This window comes from Pseudomonas sp. GM_Psu_1, assembly GCF_026544185.1.
In the GTDB taxonomy this organism is placed as follows: domain Bacteria; phylum Pseudomonadota; class Gammaproteobacteria; order Pseudomonadales; family Pseudomonadaceae; genus Chryseomonas; species Chryseomonas oryzihabitans.
Genome location: NZ_JALNUX010000002.1, coordinates 447171 through 463421, shown reverse-complemented (window position 1 = coordinate 463421; position 16251 = coordinate 447171). Strand labels below are relative to the sequence as shown.

Annotated in this window: 12 protein-coding genes; 4 read left to right on the top strand and 8 right to left on the bottom strand. The window is 68.8% G+C overall.

Annotation, left to right across the window (positions count from 1 at the left end; all coding sequences use genetic code 11):
- Nucleotides 1-7 precede the first annotated feature (7 nt).
- Nucleotides 8-4039 (bottom strand): bifunctional nitrate reductase/sulfite reductase flavoprotein subunit alpha, encoded by a 4032-nt coding sequence (locus tag OXS31_RS04845; RefSeq protein ID WP_267398169.1) that lies wholly within the window; start codon nucleotides 4037-4039, stop codon nucleotides 8-10.
- 581 nt (nucleotides 4040-4620) lie between these two features.
- Here OXS31_RS04845 and nirB point away from each other — a divergent pair.
- The 3 genes from nirB to OXS31_RS04830 all read left to right on the top strand — a co-directional run bounded on the left by nirB (nucleotide 4621) and on the right by OXS31_RS04830 (nucleotide 8358).
- Nucleotides 4621-7170, top strand: a complete 2550-nt coding sequence (gene nirB / locus OXS31_RS04840; RefSeq protein WP_267398168.1) for a nitrite reductase large subunit NirB — start codon at nucleotides 4621-4623, stop codon at nucleotides 7168-7170.
- Nucleotides 7171-7172: 2 nt separating this feature from the next.
- A complete protein-coding gene (gene nirD / locus OXS31_RS04835; RefSeq protein WP_027602546.1) occupies nucleotides 7173-7529 on the top strand; it encodes a nitrite reductase small subunit NirD in 357 nt (118 codons plus the stop codon).
- 619 nt (nucleotides 7530-8148) lie between these two features.
- A complete protein-coding gene (locus OXS31_RS04830; RefSeq protein WP_007159560.1) occupies nucleotides 8149-8358 on the top strand; it encodes a hypothetical protein in 210 nt (69 codons plus the stop codon).
- Nucleotides 8359-8362: 4 nt separating this feature from the next.
- Here OXS31_RS04830 and OXS31_RS04825 read toward each other — a convergent pair whose 3' ends face one another.
- The 5 genes from OXS31_RS04825 to OXS31_RS04805 form a co-directional block, all read right to left on the bottom strand.
- A complete protein-coding gene (locus OXS31_RS04825) occupies nucleotides 8363-10903 on the bottom strand; it encodes an EAL domain-containing protein (protein ID WP_267398162.1) in 2541 nt (846 codons plus the stop codon).
- A gap of 160 nt (nucleotides 10904-11063) precedes the next feature.
- Nucleotides 11064-11648 (bottom strand): DUF4136 domain-containing protein, encoded by a 585-nt coding sequence (locus tag OXS31_RS04820; RefSeq protein ID WP_007159558.1) that lies wholly within the window; start codon nucleotides 11646-11648, stop codon nucleotides 11064-11066.
- A gap of 61 nt (nucleotides 11649-11709) precedes the next feature.
- Nucleotides 11710-12321 (bottom strand): DUF4136 domain-containing protein, encoded by a 612-nt coding sequence (locus OXS31_RS04815; RefSeq protein ID WP_267398160.1) that lies wholly within the window; start codon nucleotides 12319-12321, stop codon nucleotides 11710-11712.
- Nucleotides 12322-12368: 47 nt separating this feature from the next.
- Nucleotides 12369-13124, bottom strand: coding sequence for a methyltransferase domain-containing protein (locus OXS31_RS04810; protein ID WP_108581268.1), 756 nt, complete (start codon nucleotides 13122-13124; stop codon nucleotides 12369-12371).
- Nucleotides 13121-13426: a nucleotide pyrophosphohydrolase gene (locus tag OXS31_RS04805; RefSeq protein WP_007159555.1), complete on the bottom strand. Its 306-nt coding sequence runs from the start codon at nucleotides 13424-13426 to the stop codon at nucleotides 13121-13123. The genes OXS31_RS04810 and OXS31_RS04805 overlap by 4 nt, the downstream gene beginning before the upstream one ends.
- Nucleotides 13427-13568: 142 nt before the next feature.
- Between OXS31_RS04805 and OXS31_RS04800 the strand changes: the two genes are divergently transcribed.
- Entirely contained in the window at nucleotides 13569-14687 is a 1119-nt protein-coding gene (locus OXS31_RS04800) for a hypothetical protein (protein WP_042136104.1), read from the top strand.
- 187 nt (nucleotides 14688-14874) lie between these two features.
- Here OXS31_RS04800 and OXS31_RS04795 read toward each other — a convergent pair whose 3' ends face one another.
- A complete protein-coding gene (locus OXS31_RS04795) occupies nucleotides 14875-15345 on the bottom strand; it encodes a helix-turn-helix domain-containing protein (protein ID WP_027597112.1) in 471 nt (156 codons plus the stop codon).
- 345 nt (nucleotides 15346-15690) lie between these two features.
- Nucleotides 15691-16110: a GNAT family acetyltransferase gene (locus OXS31_RS04790; RefSeq protein ID WP_267398149.1), complete on the bottom strand. Its 420-nt coding sequence runs from the start codon at nucleotides 16108-16110 to the stop codon at nucleotides 15691-15693.
- Between the last annotated feature and the right edge of the window lie 141 nt (nucleotides 16111-16251).

Sequence of the window (16251 nt, the reverse complement as noted above, 5' to 3'; positions counted from 1 at the left end):
ACTGACGCTAGTAGACGTCCTTCAGATAGCGCTTCTGCTCGCTCATGCCGCGCACATAGTCGGCGGCGGCCTCGTCGCTGAGGTGGCCATGGGTCGCCACCACCTGGCGCAGGGCCTGGTCGACGTCCCTGGCCATGCGGCTGGCATCGCCGCAGACATAGACGCGGGCGCCGTCCTGCAGCCAGCGCCAGACCTCGGCGCCGCGTTCGCGCAGGCGATCCTGCACATAGATCTTCTCGGCCTGGTCGCGAGAAAAGGCCAGGCTCAGTTCGCTCAGCAGGCCATCGCGCTGGAAGGCTTCCAGCTCGTCGCGGTAGTAGAAGTCATGGGCAGCGTGCTGTTCGCCAAAGAACAGCCAGTTGCGGCCCTGGTCGCCCCGGGCGCGGCGCTCATGGAGAAAGCCGCGGAAGGGCGCGATGCCGGTGCCGGGGCCGATCATGATCAGCGGGACGTCGCCCTGGTCCGGCAGGCGGAAGTGACGTGAAGGCTGGACATGCACCTCGGTGGTGGCGTCCTGCAGACGGTCGGCGAGAAAGGTGGAGGCCACGCCCTTGCGCTGACCGTAGCGCACCGCCGAGACCGTGAGGTGCACCTGGCCGGCATGGGCCAGGGGGCTGGAGGCAATGGAGTAGAGCCGCGGCTGCAGGCGCTTGAGGCTGCCGAGCAACTCGCTGGCATCGTGGCGGGCGGGAAAGTGCGCCAGCACATCGGCCAGTTGCCGGCCCCAGAGCCAGGTCTTGAGTCTGTCCCGGTCGCTCAGCAGGGCGCGGCACTCGGCAGCGCCACTGCGCTCGGCGATCAGCGCCAGGGTCTCGGGATTGGGACGGGCGATCTCAAAGTGTTCGCTCAGCGCCTGGCGCAGCGACAGCTCGCCGACCTTGGCCACCGCGACCGCTTGTTCGCCGTCCAGGCCGGCGAGGGCGAGCACCTCCTCGACCAGTTCCGGGCAGTTGCGCGCCTTCACGCTCAAGGCGTCGCCGGCCTGGTAGGTCAGGGGCTGCGCGGATTCGAAAGCGAACAGCCGCACCTCCTTGTTCGATCCGGCACCGTTGAGTCTTTGGTTGATGACCAGCCGCGCGGGCACCGCCGTCGGGCGACCGCTCGTGGTCGGAGGGGCGACGGGCACCTGGGCGGCCTGGGGCGCCAGCTGCCCTTGCAGGGCGGTCAGCCAGGCGTCGGCGGCGTCGAGGCCATCGGCGTCGCAGTCAAGGCGCGGGCAGAGGCGGCGGGCGCCGAGTTCGGCCAGGCGGGCGTCGAGGCGCTGGCCGTGGCCGCAGAATTGCTCGTAGGTGGAATCGCCCAGGGCCAGCACGGCGTAGTCCAGCTCGGCGAGGGAGGCATCGAGGCGACCGAGGCCCTGCCAGAAGGCCTGGCCATTGTCCGGGGCCTCGCCGTCGCCAAAGGTGCTGCTCACCAGCAGGACGCGGCGGGCACCGCGCAGGCGTTCCACGGCATAGGCGGCCATGTCGTGCAATTCGACGGTGAGACCGGCCTGGCACAGGCGGGCGACGCAGCGCTCGGCCAGGGCTTCGGCGTTGCCGGTCTGGGACGCCCAGAGCACCACCAGATCGGCCGGCGCGGTAGCGGCCTGGGGCAGGCTGGCGCTCTGGCTTTGCGGCAGGCGGCTGAACAGCCCGGCGAGCAGGCCATCGAGCCAGAGGCGGGCGTCGGCGGCCAGCGGCGCCTGGGCCGGCAGGCAGGGCACGCCCTGGGCGCCACCGTCGCGCAGGCCGTCCATGAAGCCGGCCAGGTAGGTGCGCTCGGCCGCGCTGAGCTGGGGCCGTACCGCGGTGGCGACCCCGGTGAGATCGGCCAGCCGCGCCAGGGCGGGTTGCTGGACGCTCTCGGTGACCGGCTCATCGGCCGGCAACTGGCGATGGGGAATGGTGGCGACCCGGGTCAGGCGCACCGCGCAGACCTTGAGTTCCGGTTGCAGGGACAGCGGATCGACGGCATCGCTGGTGACGGCATTGATGGCCAGGTCGCTGCCCTGAACGTCGGCCCAGTGGAAGGGGGCGAAGCAGTTGCCGGGCTGGACCCGGTCGCTGATCGTCACCGGCAGCACCGCGCGACCGCGCCGCGAGGTGATTTCCAGGCGATCGCCCGCGCTGAACCCCAGCGCCTGGGCGTCCTGGGGATGTACCTCGACGAAGGGCGCCGGATTGAGGCGATTCAGCGCGGCGATCTTGCCGGTCTTGGTCAGGGTGTGCCACTGGTGCTGCAAACGCCCGGTGTTGAGCACGAAGGGGTAGTCGGCATCGGGCAATTCCGCCGGGTCCAGGTGCGGGCGAGCGAAGAATTGCGCCTTGCCGCTGGGGGTGGCGAAGTTGAGCGCGCTGGGTTCGCCGGTCTCGTCCAGGCGCAGGGTCTGGCTGCGGCCGTCGTTGCGATAGCGGATCGGCTGGCGCGGATCGCTCTCTGCGCTGGGGCAGGGCCATTGCAGCGGCGTCTCGCGCAGCCGGGCATGGCTGGCGCCACGGATGTCGTAGCCGGTCTGGGGGTTGTGGAACTGCCTGATCTCGTCGAACACCTCGGCGGCCGAGGCGTAGGTGAAGTGTTCGCCATAGCCCAGGGCGCAGGCCACGTCGGCGATGATTTGCCAGTCGGCGCGGGCCGCGCCGGGCGGGTTGACGGCCTGGGGGGCCAGGGTCAGGTTGCGCTCGGAATTGATCATCACTCCGTCGGCCTCGGCCCAGAGCGCGCCGGGCAGGAGGATGTCGGCGTATCTGTTGGTCTCGGTGTCGAGAAAGGCGTCCTGGGTGATCACCAGTTCGGCGGCCTGCAGCCCGCGGATGACCGTGTCGCGATTGGCCACGCTGGCCACCGGATTGGTGCAGATGATCCAGCAGGCCTTCACGGTGCCGGCGGCCAGGTCCTCGAACAGGGCGACGGTGCCCTGGCCCAGGCGGGTGTGCAGGGTGCCTTCCGGAATCTTCCAGGCACGCTCGACGAAGGCGCGGTCGGCGGCGGACAGCAGGCTGCGCTGGCCGGGCAGGCCAGGCCCCATGTAGCCCATCTCGCGTCCGCCCATGGCATTGGGCTGGCCGGTCAGGGAGAAGGGGCCGCTGCCGGGACGGCAGATCTTGCCGGTGGCCAGGTGCAGGTTGCACAGGGCGTTGGTGCTCCAGGTGCCGTGGGTACTCTGGTTCAGGCCCATGGTCCAGAGACTGGTCCATTCACCGGCCTCGCCGATCCAGCGCGCCGCGGTGCGGATGTCCGCCTCGGCCAGCCCCGTCCCGGCGGCCACGCGCGCCGGGCTGTAGTCGGCGAGAAAGGCCGGCATGGCCGCCCAGCCCTCGGTATGGGCGGCGATGAAGGCGTCGTCCAGATAGCCCTCGGCGTGCAGCAGATGCAAGAGGCCATTGAGCAGCAGCAGATCGGTGCCCGGACGCAGTTGCAGGAAGAGATCGGCCTTCTCGGCGGTGGCGGTGCGCCGGGGATCGACGACGATCAGCCGGGCGCCGCGCTTGACCCGGTCCAGCAGCCGCAGGAAGAGGATGGGGTGGCAGTCGGCCATGTTGGCGCCGCTGACCAGGAAGAGGTCGGCGCGGTCGAGGTCGTCATAGGAACCGGGCGGACCGTCGGCGCCGAGGGACAGCTTGTAGCCGGTGCCGGCACTGGCCATGCACAGGCGGGAATTGGATTCGAGCTGGTTGGTGCCGATGAAGCCCCGCGCCAGCTTGCTCGCCAGGTACTGGGCCTCCAGTGACATCTGCCCGGACACATAGAAGGCGATGGCGTCGGGTCCGTCGCGGTCGAGGATGGCGCGCAGGCGCTCGGCGGTGACGGCGACGGCCTGCTCCAGCCCGGTCTGCACCGGTTCGTGGGAGCGGTCGTGGCGGACATAGGCCTGCTCCATGCGTCCGCTGTCCACCAGCGCCTGGTGGCTGGTGCTGCCCTTGGTGCAGAGGCGGCCGCGGTTGGCGGGGTGGTCGCGATCGCCGCTGACCTTGGTGACCCGACCGTCTTCCACCTGCATGACGATCCCGCAGCCGACGCCGCAGTAGGGGCAGACGCTCTTGAGGTGGGTAGTGGTCATGGCAAGGATCCTTCGAAAACCAGAAAGCGAAAAGGCGCCGGTCGCGCTCCCCGGAGGGAGGCGAACACGGCGCCTTTGTCGTGAAGGGGGCGATCGACGTTGACCGCTCCATGCCAGGGATTTAGCAAGGCTCGCGCCAGCTTGGTCCGGTGCACGCGGGGAGCGCATGACTGTTGGCCTGGCGGGGCGGCGGTGGCGCCTGGCGGGGTCGCTGCCCTGGCGGTCGAGATGCGCCGGGACAGGGCAGGCCGACCCTGCCTTGCACCGTTGTGGTTCCAGTCGGCAGCCGTCCGGACAGGCGCCGGCAAGCTGCTTGGCGGGCTGCAGCCCGCGCCAGTGGCCGATCTGCGGGCCAGCCGACGAAACTGGCACAACCGATGCAAAAGCTCTGGCAGACCCGCCCATTCGGGTCGCCCGGTCGATCAACGGCGATCGACAGCCACTGCAGGCGACGGGCACGGAGCAGAGCCAAGGGCTCCTCCCTACTAGAACAGGCAAAGGCGCCTGAGACCGCAAGGTTTCAGGCGCCTTTTTATTTGCCGCGAATCAACCTGATTGGCCTCGGCCGGGGGATAGCCTCCATGAACAGCATCGTGACCCGCAAAGAACGCCTGATCGTCGTCGGCAACGGCATGGTCGGCCATCACCTCGTCGAGCAGCTGCTGGCGGCCGGCGCCCTGGACCACTACGAGATCCATGTCTTCGGCGAAGAGCGCCAGCGCGCCTATGACCGGGTCCATCTCTCCGAGTACTTCGCCGGTCGCGATGCCGAATCCCTGGCCATGAGCGAAGCCGGCCTCTATGCCGTGCCCGGCCTGGTGCTGCACCTGGGCTGCGCGGTGACCGCCATCGACCGCGAACAGCGCGAGGTGCTGACCCCCGAGGGCGCCTTTGGCTACGACCGCCTGGTGCTGGCCACCGGTTCCTATCCCTTCGTGCCGCCCATCGAGGGTGCCGAAGGGGATTCGCGCCTGGTCTATCGCACCCTGGACGACCTGGACACCATCCGCCTGGCCGCCGCCCGCGCGCGCCGCGGCGTGGTGGTGGGCGGTGGCCTGCTCGGCCTGGAAGCGGCCAATGCGCTGAAATCCCTGGGCCTGGAAGCCCACGTGGTGGAGTTCGCCCCGCGGCTGATGCCGGTACAGCTGGACGATCTGGGCGGCGCCGCGCTCAGGCAGCGCATCGAGGACCTGGGCGTAGGCGTGCACCTGTCCAAGGCCACCCAGAACATCACCGCCGGCAGCGAGTATCGCTACCGCATGAACTTCGCCGGCGAGGATTTCCTCGAGACCGACCTGATCCTGTTTTCCGCCGGCATCCGTCCCCAGGACGCCCTGGCCCGCGGCTGCGGCCTGGAACTCGGCGCCCGCGGCGGGGTGGCCGTGGACAACGGCTGCCTGACCAGCGACCCCTTCATCCATGCCATCGGCGAGTGCGCCGCCTGGAACGGCAGCATCTTCGGCCTGGTCGCCCCGGGCTACCAGATGGCGCGCCTGGTGGCCGCCACCCTCTGCCATGGCCAGGCCACGCCCTTCACCGGCGCCGACATGTCCACCAAGCTCAAGCTGCTGGGCGTGGACGTGGGCTCCATCGGCGATGCCCACGGCGCCACCCCCGGCGCGCGCAGCTATCGCTACATCGACGAAGCCAGCGCCAGCTACCGCCGCCTGGTGGTGTCCGCCGATGGCAAGCACGTCCTCGGCGCCGTGCTGGTGGGCGACAACAGCTACTACGACACCCTGCTGCAATACGCCCAGAATGGCATCCCGCTGCCCCAGGATCCGGCCAGCCTGATCATGCCGGTGGGCGAGGGCGCCCCGACCCTGGGCGCCGATGCCTTGCCGGCCACCGCCACCCTCTGCTCCTGCCACAACGTCACCAAGGCCGCGGTCTGCGCCGCCATCGACGCCGGTTGCACGGACCTGGCCGGCATCAAGAGCTGCACCAAGGCCGGCACCGGTTGCGGCGGCTGCGCGGCGCTGGTCAAGCAGGTCTTCGAGCACGAGCTGATCGCCCGGGGCGTCGAGGTCGACAAGAGTCTCTGCGAGCACTTCGCCCATACCCGCCAGGAGCTCTATCACCTGGTGCGGGTGGAGGGTATCGAGAGCTTCGAAGAGCTCCTGGCGCGGCATGGGCGCGGGCACCATGGCTGCGACATCTGCAAGCCGGCGGTGGGCTCCATCCTGGCGTCCTGCTGGAACGGCTCCATCACCGATCCGCACCTGGTGCCGCTGCAGGACACCAACGACACCTTCATGGCCAACATGCAGAAGAACGGCACCTACTCGGTGGTGCCGCGCATTCCGGGCGGCGAGATCAGCCCGGAAGGCCTGATCGCCATCGGCCAGGTGGCGAAGAAATACGACCTCTACACCAAGATCACCGGCGGCCAGCGCATCGACCTGTTCGGAGCCCAGCTGCACGAATTGCCGGATATCTGGGGCGAGCTGATCGCCGCCGGCTTCGAGACCGGCCATGCCTACGGCAAGTCGACCCGCACGGTGAAGAGCTGCGTCGGCAGTACCTGGTGCCGCTACGGGGTGCAGGACAGCGTCAAGATGGCGCTGGACATCGAGCACCGCTACAAGGGCCTGCGCGCCCCGCACAAGCTCAAGTTCGCGGTCAGCGGCTGCACCCGCGAGTGCGCCGAGGCGCAGAGCAAGGACATCGGCGTGATCGCCACCGAGAACGGCTGGAACCTCTATGTCTGCGGCAATGGCGGCATGCGCCCGCGCCACGCCGAGCTGTTCGCCACCGACCTCGACGACGAGACCCTGATCCGCTACATCGACCGCCTGCTGATGTTCTACATCCGCACCGCCGACCGCCTGCAGCGTACCTCGGTGTGGCGCGAGTCGCTGGAAGGCGGACTGGATTACCTCAAGCAGGTGATCATCGAGGACAGCCTGGGCCTGGGCGCCGAGCTGGAAGCCCAGATGCAGCTGGTGGTGGATCGCTACGAATGCGAATGGGCCAACGCCCTGAACGACCCGGACAAGCTCAAGCGCTTCCGTACCTTCGTCAACCAGCGCGGCAGCGACCCGGACATCCATTTCGTCAAGGAGCGTGGCCAGCGTCGGCCGGCGCGCCACGGCGAACTGCACCTGATCAACCTGACCGAGGAGGCCTGACCATGACCCAGACCACTACCGCGCGTGCCCTGGAACCCCGCTGGCAACCCCTGTGCAGCCTGGCCGACCTGGTGCCCCAGTCCGGCGTGGTGGCCCTGCACGAGGGCGAGCAGGTGGCGCTGTTCTACCTGCCCAACACCGAGCAGAAGGTCTTCGCCGTGGGCAACCGCGACCCCAAGTCCGGCGCCAACGTCATCGGCCGCGGCATCGTCGGCCAGCTGGGCCCGGATCTGGTGATCGCCTCGCCGCTGTACAAGCAGCACTTCCGCCTGGCGGACGGTGGCTGCCTGGAGTACCCCGAGCAGGCCCTGCCCACCTGGGCGGTGCGGCTGAACGGCGAGCAGGTGGAGATCGCCTGACGCGGCTCGACCCTCACCCCAACCCTCTCCCGGCGGGAGAGGGGCGGTCCAGAGCGGGGCGGGGCTTTGTGCGTAGCCTGGACAAAGGCGCAGCCTTGTCCGGAAATGGCCAAGGCGAAACCAGGTGGCCCTCACCCCAACCCTCTCCCGGCGGGAGAGGGGGCGGTCCAGAGTGGGGCGGGGCTTCGTGCGTAGCCTGGACAACGGCGCAGCCTTGTCCGGAAATGGCCAAGGCGATGCTGGGTGACCCTCACCCCAACCCTCTCCCGGCGGGAGAGGGGGCGGTCCGGAGTGGGGCGGGGCTTCACGCGTAGCCTGGACAAAGGCGCGGCCTTGTCCGGAAATGGCCAAGGCGATGCTGGGTGACCCTCACCCCAACCCTCTCCCGGCGGGAGAGGGGGCGGTCTAGAGTGGGGCGGGGCTTGGCGCGTAGCCTGGACAACGGCGCAGCCTTGTCCGGGATCTCCACCCTTCGCCCTAACCCACTGTTGCACCCACCGCAGTGCAGCTTTGCGCAATCGGGAGCTGCGCGGGGCGGCGAAATGACTTCCAAGGGTCGATACTCAAGGAGCGGGGATGCTGTCTGCCGATCCTGGCAATCGCCTCGCGGGAGGTCACCATGCGCCTGACAAGAACAATTCGCTCCGCGCTGTTCATCGCCCTGCTTCTGGCCCTGGCCGCCATCGCCCTGCTGGAGGGCTGGCGCGCGCAACCCGTGGGCGAACCCACGCTGCGCGCCGATCCGGTCTGTACCCATGGCTATGCGCCCTATGGTTGCTATCCGGTACCGGCCCGCGGGGGCGATCTGGGGTGGCTGGAGCGCCTCTAGGTCGTCATCCCGGCCGCCGTTCGGTAGCCAGCAGCACCGCCAGGTCGTTGCCCGCCAGGACCGGGCCGAACAGCGGGCCCTGGACCTCGTCGCAGTGCTGCGCCCGCAGCCAGTCCAGCTGGCCCGGCGTCTCCACGCCCGTCGCCGCCACCCGCAGGCCCAGGGTCCGTCCGAGGCCGATCAGGGCCTGGGCGATGGCGGCATCGGCAGGCTGAGTTTCCAGGCGAGCGACAAGACGGCTATCCAGGCTGATGCCATCCAGCACGGACTGGCGCAGCGCCTCGAGGGCGCCTGAGCCGCTGCCGAAGTCGGCCAGACTCAGGCGCACGCCCAGGGCCTTGAGCGCCTGCAGCTGAGTGAGAGAGACGCCTTCCGCCTGCAACAAGACCTCGGGCACTTGCAGCTCCAGGCGTCCCGCTGCCAGACCACTCGTCTGCAGGGCGCTGGCGACCGCCTCCACCAGGGCCTCGGCATCGGCGCACTGGCGCGCCGATAGGCTGATGACCAGCCGCAGCGGCACGGGCCAGGCCGCGGCGGCGCGACAGGCGCCGTCCAGCAGCCACGGCCCCAGGGCAACGCTGAGTCCGGTCTCTTCGGCCAGCGGCAGGAAGGCGGCGGGCGGCAGCAGACCGCGCAGCGGATGGGCCCAGTGCAGCTGGACCTCGACGCCGCTCAGGTCACCCGTGGAGATGCCTCGGCGCGGTAGGTAGCCCAGGCGCAATTGGTCGAGCGCCAGCGCCTGGCGCAATTCCTGCTCCAGATCGCGCCGCTGGCTGAGCTGGGCGTCCATCGCCGGCGCATGAAAGCACCAGCCGTTGCGACCCGCGGCCTTGGCCTGGTAGAGCGCGATATCCGCCAGACGCAGCAGGTCCTCGACCTGGGTGGCCTGGTCCGGGGCCTGGGCGATGCCAATGCTGGTGCCGACGCTGACCGACTGCTCCTCCAGCAGAATCGGCCGGCCGATGGCGTTTACCAGGCGGGCACAGATCTGGTCGACCGTCGCCACGTCCAGGTGACCGAGCAACACCACGATGAATTCGTCGCCACCCAGGCGCGCCACCAGGCCGCCGGGCCTAAGACTGGCCTGCAGGCGCCGGGCGATTTCCTGCAGCACCCGATCGCCGGCGGCATGGCCGAGGCTGTCGTTGACCGGCTTGAAGCGATCCAGGTCCAGGCTGAGCAGCGTCAGCGGCGTTCTGGATTGCGCCAGTTTGCGTGCCAGGTAGTGCTGTAATTGCAGCCGATTGGCCAGGCCGGTCAGGCTGTCGTGTTGCGACAGGTGTTCGATTTCCGCCTGGGCATTGACCGCGGCGGTGATGTCGCTGGCGGTACCGCGAAAGCCGGCGCCCTCGGGCAGCGGCCGGGCGGTGATCTCGCAGACCCGGGCGTGACCCTGGCGGTCGCGGTAGTGGCAGCGCAGCACCTGACGCTCGTCGCGCTGATGAACGTTGTCCTGGAGCCAGTTGGCCAGGCGGGTGGTCTCGCTGCTGAACAGCTCCGTGAGCGGCCGGCCGAGCCAGCTGCCGGGCGCATGGCCGGTGATGCGGGCGAAGCGTTCGGACAGATAGGTGATACGGCCTGCGGCGTCGCTTTCCCAGAGCCAGTCGGAGGCGGCCTCGGCGAGTTCGCGAAAGCGGCTTTCGCTGCGGCTCAGTTCGGCCTGGCTGGCGACCAGGGCATCGAATTGCCGGTCGAGCTGGCGGGCCGAATTCAGCGCATGACGGATCAGCAGGGCCAGCACCAGCCCGAGCAGCAGCACCCCGGCCAGAAAGATCGGCAGGGTGCGGCGCAGGAGCTGGGCACCGGGTTGCGGCGGTTGCCAGTTGAGCAGCAGCGGCGAATCCAGAAACTGCAGGTATTGGTGATCGGCGAGGGGCGCCCGCGACGCCTCGAGTCGCGGCAGGCCATAGGTGTCGCTGAGATGGGCCAGGGTGTCCGGATCGAGCACGTTGACGAACAGCATCACCGAGGGCGCGCCGGGGCCAGGGGCCACGCTGTAGCTCGCGCCCGGCGTGATGGTGGCCGCGGCGACCAGCGCCGGGACGCCGCCCACGCTCAGCACTCGGACCAGGCTTTCGGTCTCGCCGGGGCGCTGGCGGGTCTCTGCCAGCAGACCGGCCAGATCGCCTTCGAGCCATTGCGCCGCCGCGCGCTCGGTCGGCCGACCATCGATCACCGCGTAGACGGTCCGGTCCTGCGGATCCAGTACGAAGACCCCGTTGTAGCCGTAGAGCTCATAGGGGATGTCGCCGACGTTGCGCTCGTCGTTGGCCCAGAACAGATCGACCGTCAGGTGCAGGTGCTTGTAGGCCTCGCCCCACTTGGCGTAGTTGATGATGTTGTGGCCGATTTCGTTTTCCACCTGCACCAGGGTGCGCTCGATATAGGTGCGGGCGCGTTGCTGGACGTCGGCGTCCTGGCTGGTGGCGGTCCTGATCAGCAGGTAGCAGCCGAGGCCGAGCAGGATCGGCAGGGCGCAGATGACCGGAAAGAGGCGCAGCAGCAGATTGTGGCTGCGGCGGGTGGCGATGGGCGTGGACGTCATGATCAACCTGGGCGGCGCTGGAGACAGTCAGGTTCCCCGCAAGCGGGCCACAGACGACGCGCGGGGTACCTGGCCAGAGGCCATTATCCGTTACCGCCCAGCGGCCGTCTGCTCAGCGTCGGACCGGGGGCAGCCAAGAGCCGCCCGGACGGTCAACCGCTCAAGGCCGCGGCGGATAGCTGACGAGCAGGTCGCCGATCAGCCGGCTGAAGGCGGCGCTGCGCTGGGCCGGGGTGGCGTTCTGGTCGTCCAGCAGGCGCTCTTCGCTGGCGCGCCAGACCAGCTTGCCGTCACGGCCATCGAGCATGTCGAGTTGCACCGTCATCACCGGGTAGGTGACGGTCTGGGTGCGCACATAGCTCGGCCCCCAGGGACCGGGACCCCAGGCGGAGCCCCAGGGGCCACCCCAGCCCGGGCCCCAGTAGGGATCGGCATAGCTGAAGCTCTGCTGGCGCTGATCGAGGATCACATAGAGCTTGATCTTCAGGTCCGGGCGCGCGCCGGTCGGTGCGGGACGCAGCCCGCGCTGGTCGAGCCCGCTGCTGACCGAATCGCGCAGGCGCTGTTCGGTGAGATCGCTACGTACCCGCGGATCGTTGGGGCGGTACTCGATGGCGGGATCGGCCCAACCCCAGCTGCGATAGGCGGCGAAGTCGCGGCTGGCGTCATAGTCCAGGTTGCGCGGGCCGCGCTCGGCGCAGGCCGCCAGCAAGAGGACCGCAAGCAGCAGGAGGCAACGTTTCATGGGCGATCCTCTGGGTCAGGGGACTAGTCTGCTTGGACTGGCTTAAGGGCGACTTATCGCGTCAGTTGGGCGGATAGTTGGCCAGCAGGCGGCGGGTGGTATCCCTCAGGGTACGCGCGCGTTCGCCGCTATTGCCGCCGCTGGCCTGTTCGGCGGCCGAATGCCAGAGCACGCGGCCGGTGGCGGGATCGAGCAATTCCACCTCCAGCACGTCGACCAGAAAGGTCCGGGTGCGGGTCCGCGCCTGGCCGACGCTGGCGCCATAGCCCGGGCCGTAGCCATAGGGCCCGTAGCCGCCGTAGCCATAGCCCGTGTCGTAGTAGTCGGTGTACTGCTCGCTGCGCTGCTGCTGGGTAAGGCGGGCCCGCACCTGCAGATCGCCGCGGGCACCGCCAAGGGCCGGTCGCAGCCCACGCTGGTCAAGACCGTCGGCCACCGCCTGCTGCACGGTCTGGCCATCCAGGCCGCCGCTGACCACGGCGGCGCCGGGGGCCCAGCTCCAGGTGCGATAGCGACTCCAGTCACGCGGTGCCGGCGGATAGGCCGCTGGATCCTGCTGCGGCAGCACCGGCACCGAGGCTTCGGGCAGGCTGCTGGCGACATAGGGATTGGGCGTCTGGCAACCGGCCAGGGCGAGCAGCGCGAGCGACAGGCAGAGCAGGGGGCGACGCATGACCGGTTCCTCGAAGGAATGCTGGCCAGAGCATACCGCGCCCGAGGTCATCCTGCCTTAGCTTGGCAGAGCCAATGCAGATAGCGGCCGAGACGGGCGAAGGCCGGGTGCCGTCGATGGGCCAGTTCCATGGCCACCAGCTCCTCGCCCGCGGCGCGCGCCTGGAATTCCGGCGGCATGTAGTCATGGAAGACCCGTACGCCACTGCGCGCCTGGATCCGCCAGTCCGGCGCCAGCCAGGCCTCGACCTCGCGCGGGTCCAGCGGTTGTTGCGGCGTGAGGCCGCGTTGGCCCGCGCCGGCGTATTCACCCTGCCGGAGTTTGCGAAAGTGCCCCTTGAGCAGGTTGCGATAGATCAGGGCATCGCGGTTGTAGAAGGCCAGCGACAGCCAGCCGTCCGGCGCCAGGCAGCGTTGCAGGGTCGGCAGGATCGCCGTGGGCGTCTCCAGCCATTCCAGCACCGCGTGGCAGAGCACCAGATCGAAGGGTTCGGCGAAGAAGGGCAGCTCCTGCCAGGGCAGCGCCAGCCAGGCGGCGTCGAGGCCGGCGGCGGCGAAGGCCTCCTGGGCCCCCGCCAGCATGGGCGCCGAGGGTTCGGCCAGGGTCACGGCATGGCCCTGTTGCGCCAGCCAGAGACTCATGTGGCCGAGCCCGGCGCCGATGTCCAGCACCCGCAGCGGGCGTTGCGGCAGCACCTCGGTCAGATCCGCCTGCAATACGGCCAGGCGGATGGCGCCCTTGGTGCCGCCATAGATGTTGGCGGCGAAGCGGGTGGCGCGGTCGTCGAAGAAGGTATCGCTCACGGCAGGAAGCGCCTCTCGTTATCGGCCAGCTTGGCCAGCACCGCCTGTTCCACATCCAGCTCCAGTTCGCTGCCCAGTTGCAGCAGATAGAGCAGCACATCGGCGATTTCCTGGCCGGCGTGTTCGCGCTCGGCGGCGCTCAGGGCGCGGGCTTCGACATCGCTCTTCCACTGGAAGATCTCCACCAGTTCGGCCATCTCGACGCTGGCGGCCATCGCCAGATTCTTGGGGTTGTGATAGCGCCGCCAGGCGTTGGCATCGCGGATCGCGTGCAGGCGGGTGAGCAGGGCGGGGAGATCCATGGGCGTCCGGGGGTCGAAAAAACGCCATTCTCCCATGGCTGAACGCGCAGGCGGCAGTGGCTCGTCCGCCGACCCGCAAGACAGTCTGGCGCCGCTGCTCTACCCTGGGCGCAACACCGATTCGCTGGCTGCGGGAGCCCTGATGAAAGCTTGTCTGTCCGGACTGGGGTTGGCCCTGCTGCTGACCACCGGCGTCGCCCATGCCGAAAAGCTGCTGCTGGAAGGCACCCTGGGCCAGGCCCGGGTGGTGGTGGAGCTCGATCCCACCGCCAATGACGAAGCCTATGGGCGCTATTTCTACGACCGCTATCGCCGCGACCTGCGCCTGAGCGGTCCGGCCCAGCCGGGCGACCGGCTGGAGCTGGAGGAGGGCGCGCCCTGGCAGGAGGGCGCCAAGGCCAGCTGGTCGCTGACGCGCGGCACCGACGGTCGCTGGACCGGCAGCTGGAGCGGGGCCGGCAAGACCCTGCCCCTCGCCCTGGCGCCGCTGCACCTGGCGCAGCCCGCCGCGGACGATCGCTATCGGCAGCAACTGCGCCGGGACGATCCCTACGAATATCGCCGCCTGCAGGGACTCCAGCTGGAACCGGGCGAGCGCCAGACCTTCATGGGGCGTGAGCTGCGCGGGTGGCGCGAGCCGGTCTCGGGCATGCAGCTGTTTACCGTGGAGGGCGCCAGCGAGGCGGCCAATGCCGTGCTGCGCGACCGCCTCTGGGCGGAGGTGGACGCTCATCTGAGCTGCATCGGTCCTGACGGCGAGCACAGCCTGCAGGTGACCCCGCAGTTGCTCACCGAGCGGGTGCTCAGCGTCAATCTGTTCAGCCAGTACAGCTGCAGCGGCGCGGCCCACCCGGATTTCGGCAGCGCGCCCCTGACCCTGGATCTCCAGACCGGCCAGGAGCTGGCGCTGGAAGACGTTCTCTGGCTGGGTCACGGCCAGCCGATCCGCCCGCAGCCGGAGGATCGTTATTCCCAGGCCCTGGCGGACTATCGGGAACAGACCCTGGCGCCCTGGGTGATCGGGCTGTTCACCCGCCTGTATCCAGAGCTGATGCAGGCGCCGGCCGATGGCGACGGCTGCGATTATCGCAGCGCCGACGTCTGGCAATTCGCACCCTGGTACCTGACGCCCAAGGGTCTCTACCTCGGTCCGACCTTCTTCCGCGCCGCCCGCAACTGCGACGAGCCCGGCGGCACCCTGGTGCCCTACGCGGAGGTCCGCAAGCATCCGGGGCCGTTGGTGGGGCTGCTGCCACGCTAAACGCAGGTTGGGTTGAGCCCAGCGAAGCCCAACAGCAAGGAAAAGGTCTGGGATGTTGGGCTTCGACGATGAAGCCGTCTCAGCCCAACCTACGGCAGCGGGTGGCACGCTCGTGGGTTGGCGCTGAGCCTGTTGAAGTCCAGGATCGCCACCTGGCTCCCACAGTGAGGCCGATTGGTGGCCTTCCTTACTTGCGTAGCAGCTTCTGCAGCCGGGCGTGCTGCCAGAGGGCGATTCGGTCGCGCAGGAAGAAGGTCTGGATGCCGCGGCCCAGCAGCAGAACTCCCCAGATGGCGGCGACCCACCAGGACCAGTGGCTGTCGGGCGAGGTCTCCCGATTGAGCACATAGAGAAAGATGCAGATGACCAGGCCTCGCAGCACCTGCCAATAGAAGCCGATCTCGGCGGCCACCTGTTCACGAGCATTGGCGATCCGCTCGTCTGCGGCGGATCCTGCTTCCTGGGAGGTTTGCTCGGTCAGATCGCTCACCCTGATCTCCAGGACGGCGGCCAGGGCGCTCAGCGTCTCCAGACTGGCCTGCTCGCCATTTTCGAGGCGTTGCACCGTACGGGTGCTGATGCCCGCGAGTTCGGCCAGCTGCTCTTGCGACCAGGCTCGCGCCAGGCGGTGTTCCTTGATCCTGTTGGGCAGTTGCATCTCGATTTCTCCAGCGATGAGGGACGAGGGAAAGCCTAGCCGCAGACCCCTCTGTCCGACACGACGGCAACCCGACAGCAGCCTGACAGGGAGACGACAGGGACCTGACGGCCTCGCCGGCAGGGGGATTCGGAAGCCCGTCTCCTCAGAGGATCCGTCCACTCTACACCGGCTATACCTGGTGGAAACCGTCCAGGGTTTCCACAACAGGTTCGGCTGCGCGTGGGTAAGGCTGCGCCGTTACCCACCCTGCAGTCAGCTGTCAGTCCGTAGCGTGGAAAGCCGCGAAGCGTTTTCCACTGGCATTGAGTATCGGCAGCGGACAGGGCTTCGCCTTCTTCCACTCTAGTCGTCGGCGATCAGCCGCTTGCCCAGGGTGACGACCTCGGCCTCCACATAACCCAAGGTCGCATAGAAGCCGAGGATCGCCGCATTGTCCCGGCGCACCATCAGCTGCAGCTTGGGACAGCCGCGCTCGGTAAGCAGCTGTTCGGCGGTCGCCACCAGTCGCCGGGCATGGCCGCAGCGCTGGTGGGCCGGGGCCACCGCCAGGTAGTAGAGCCAACCGCGATGGCCATCGGTGCCGACCATGGCGCTGGCCATGAGCACGCCGTCCGCTTCGCCCACCAGGAACAATTCGGGTTGCTCGGCGAGCTTGCGCTGGATGTCGCGGTAGGGATCGTTCCAGGGACGGGTCAGACCGCAAGCCTGCCAGAGGCTGACCACGGCCTCGGTGTCGGCGGGCTGGAAGGGGCGGATGTACATTGGGAGTCTGGCAGCGGGATGAAGCCCAAAGATAACAGGTGCGTTCGAGGATGCTGCTGGCTTTAACGGCTCTATCGCGGCCATGGGCCGCTCCTACGGGTTCTGATCACCATGTAGGAGCGGCCCATGGCCGCGATAAGA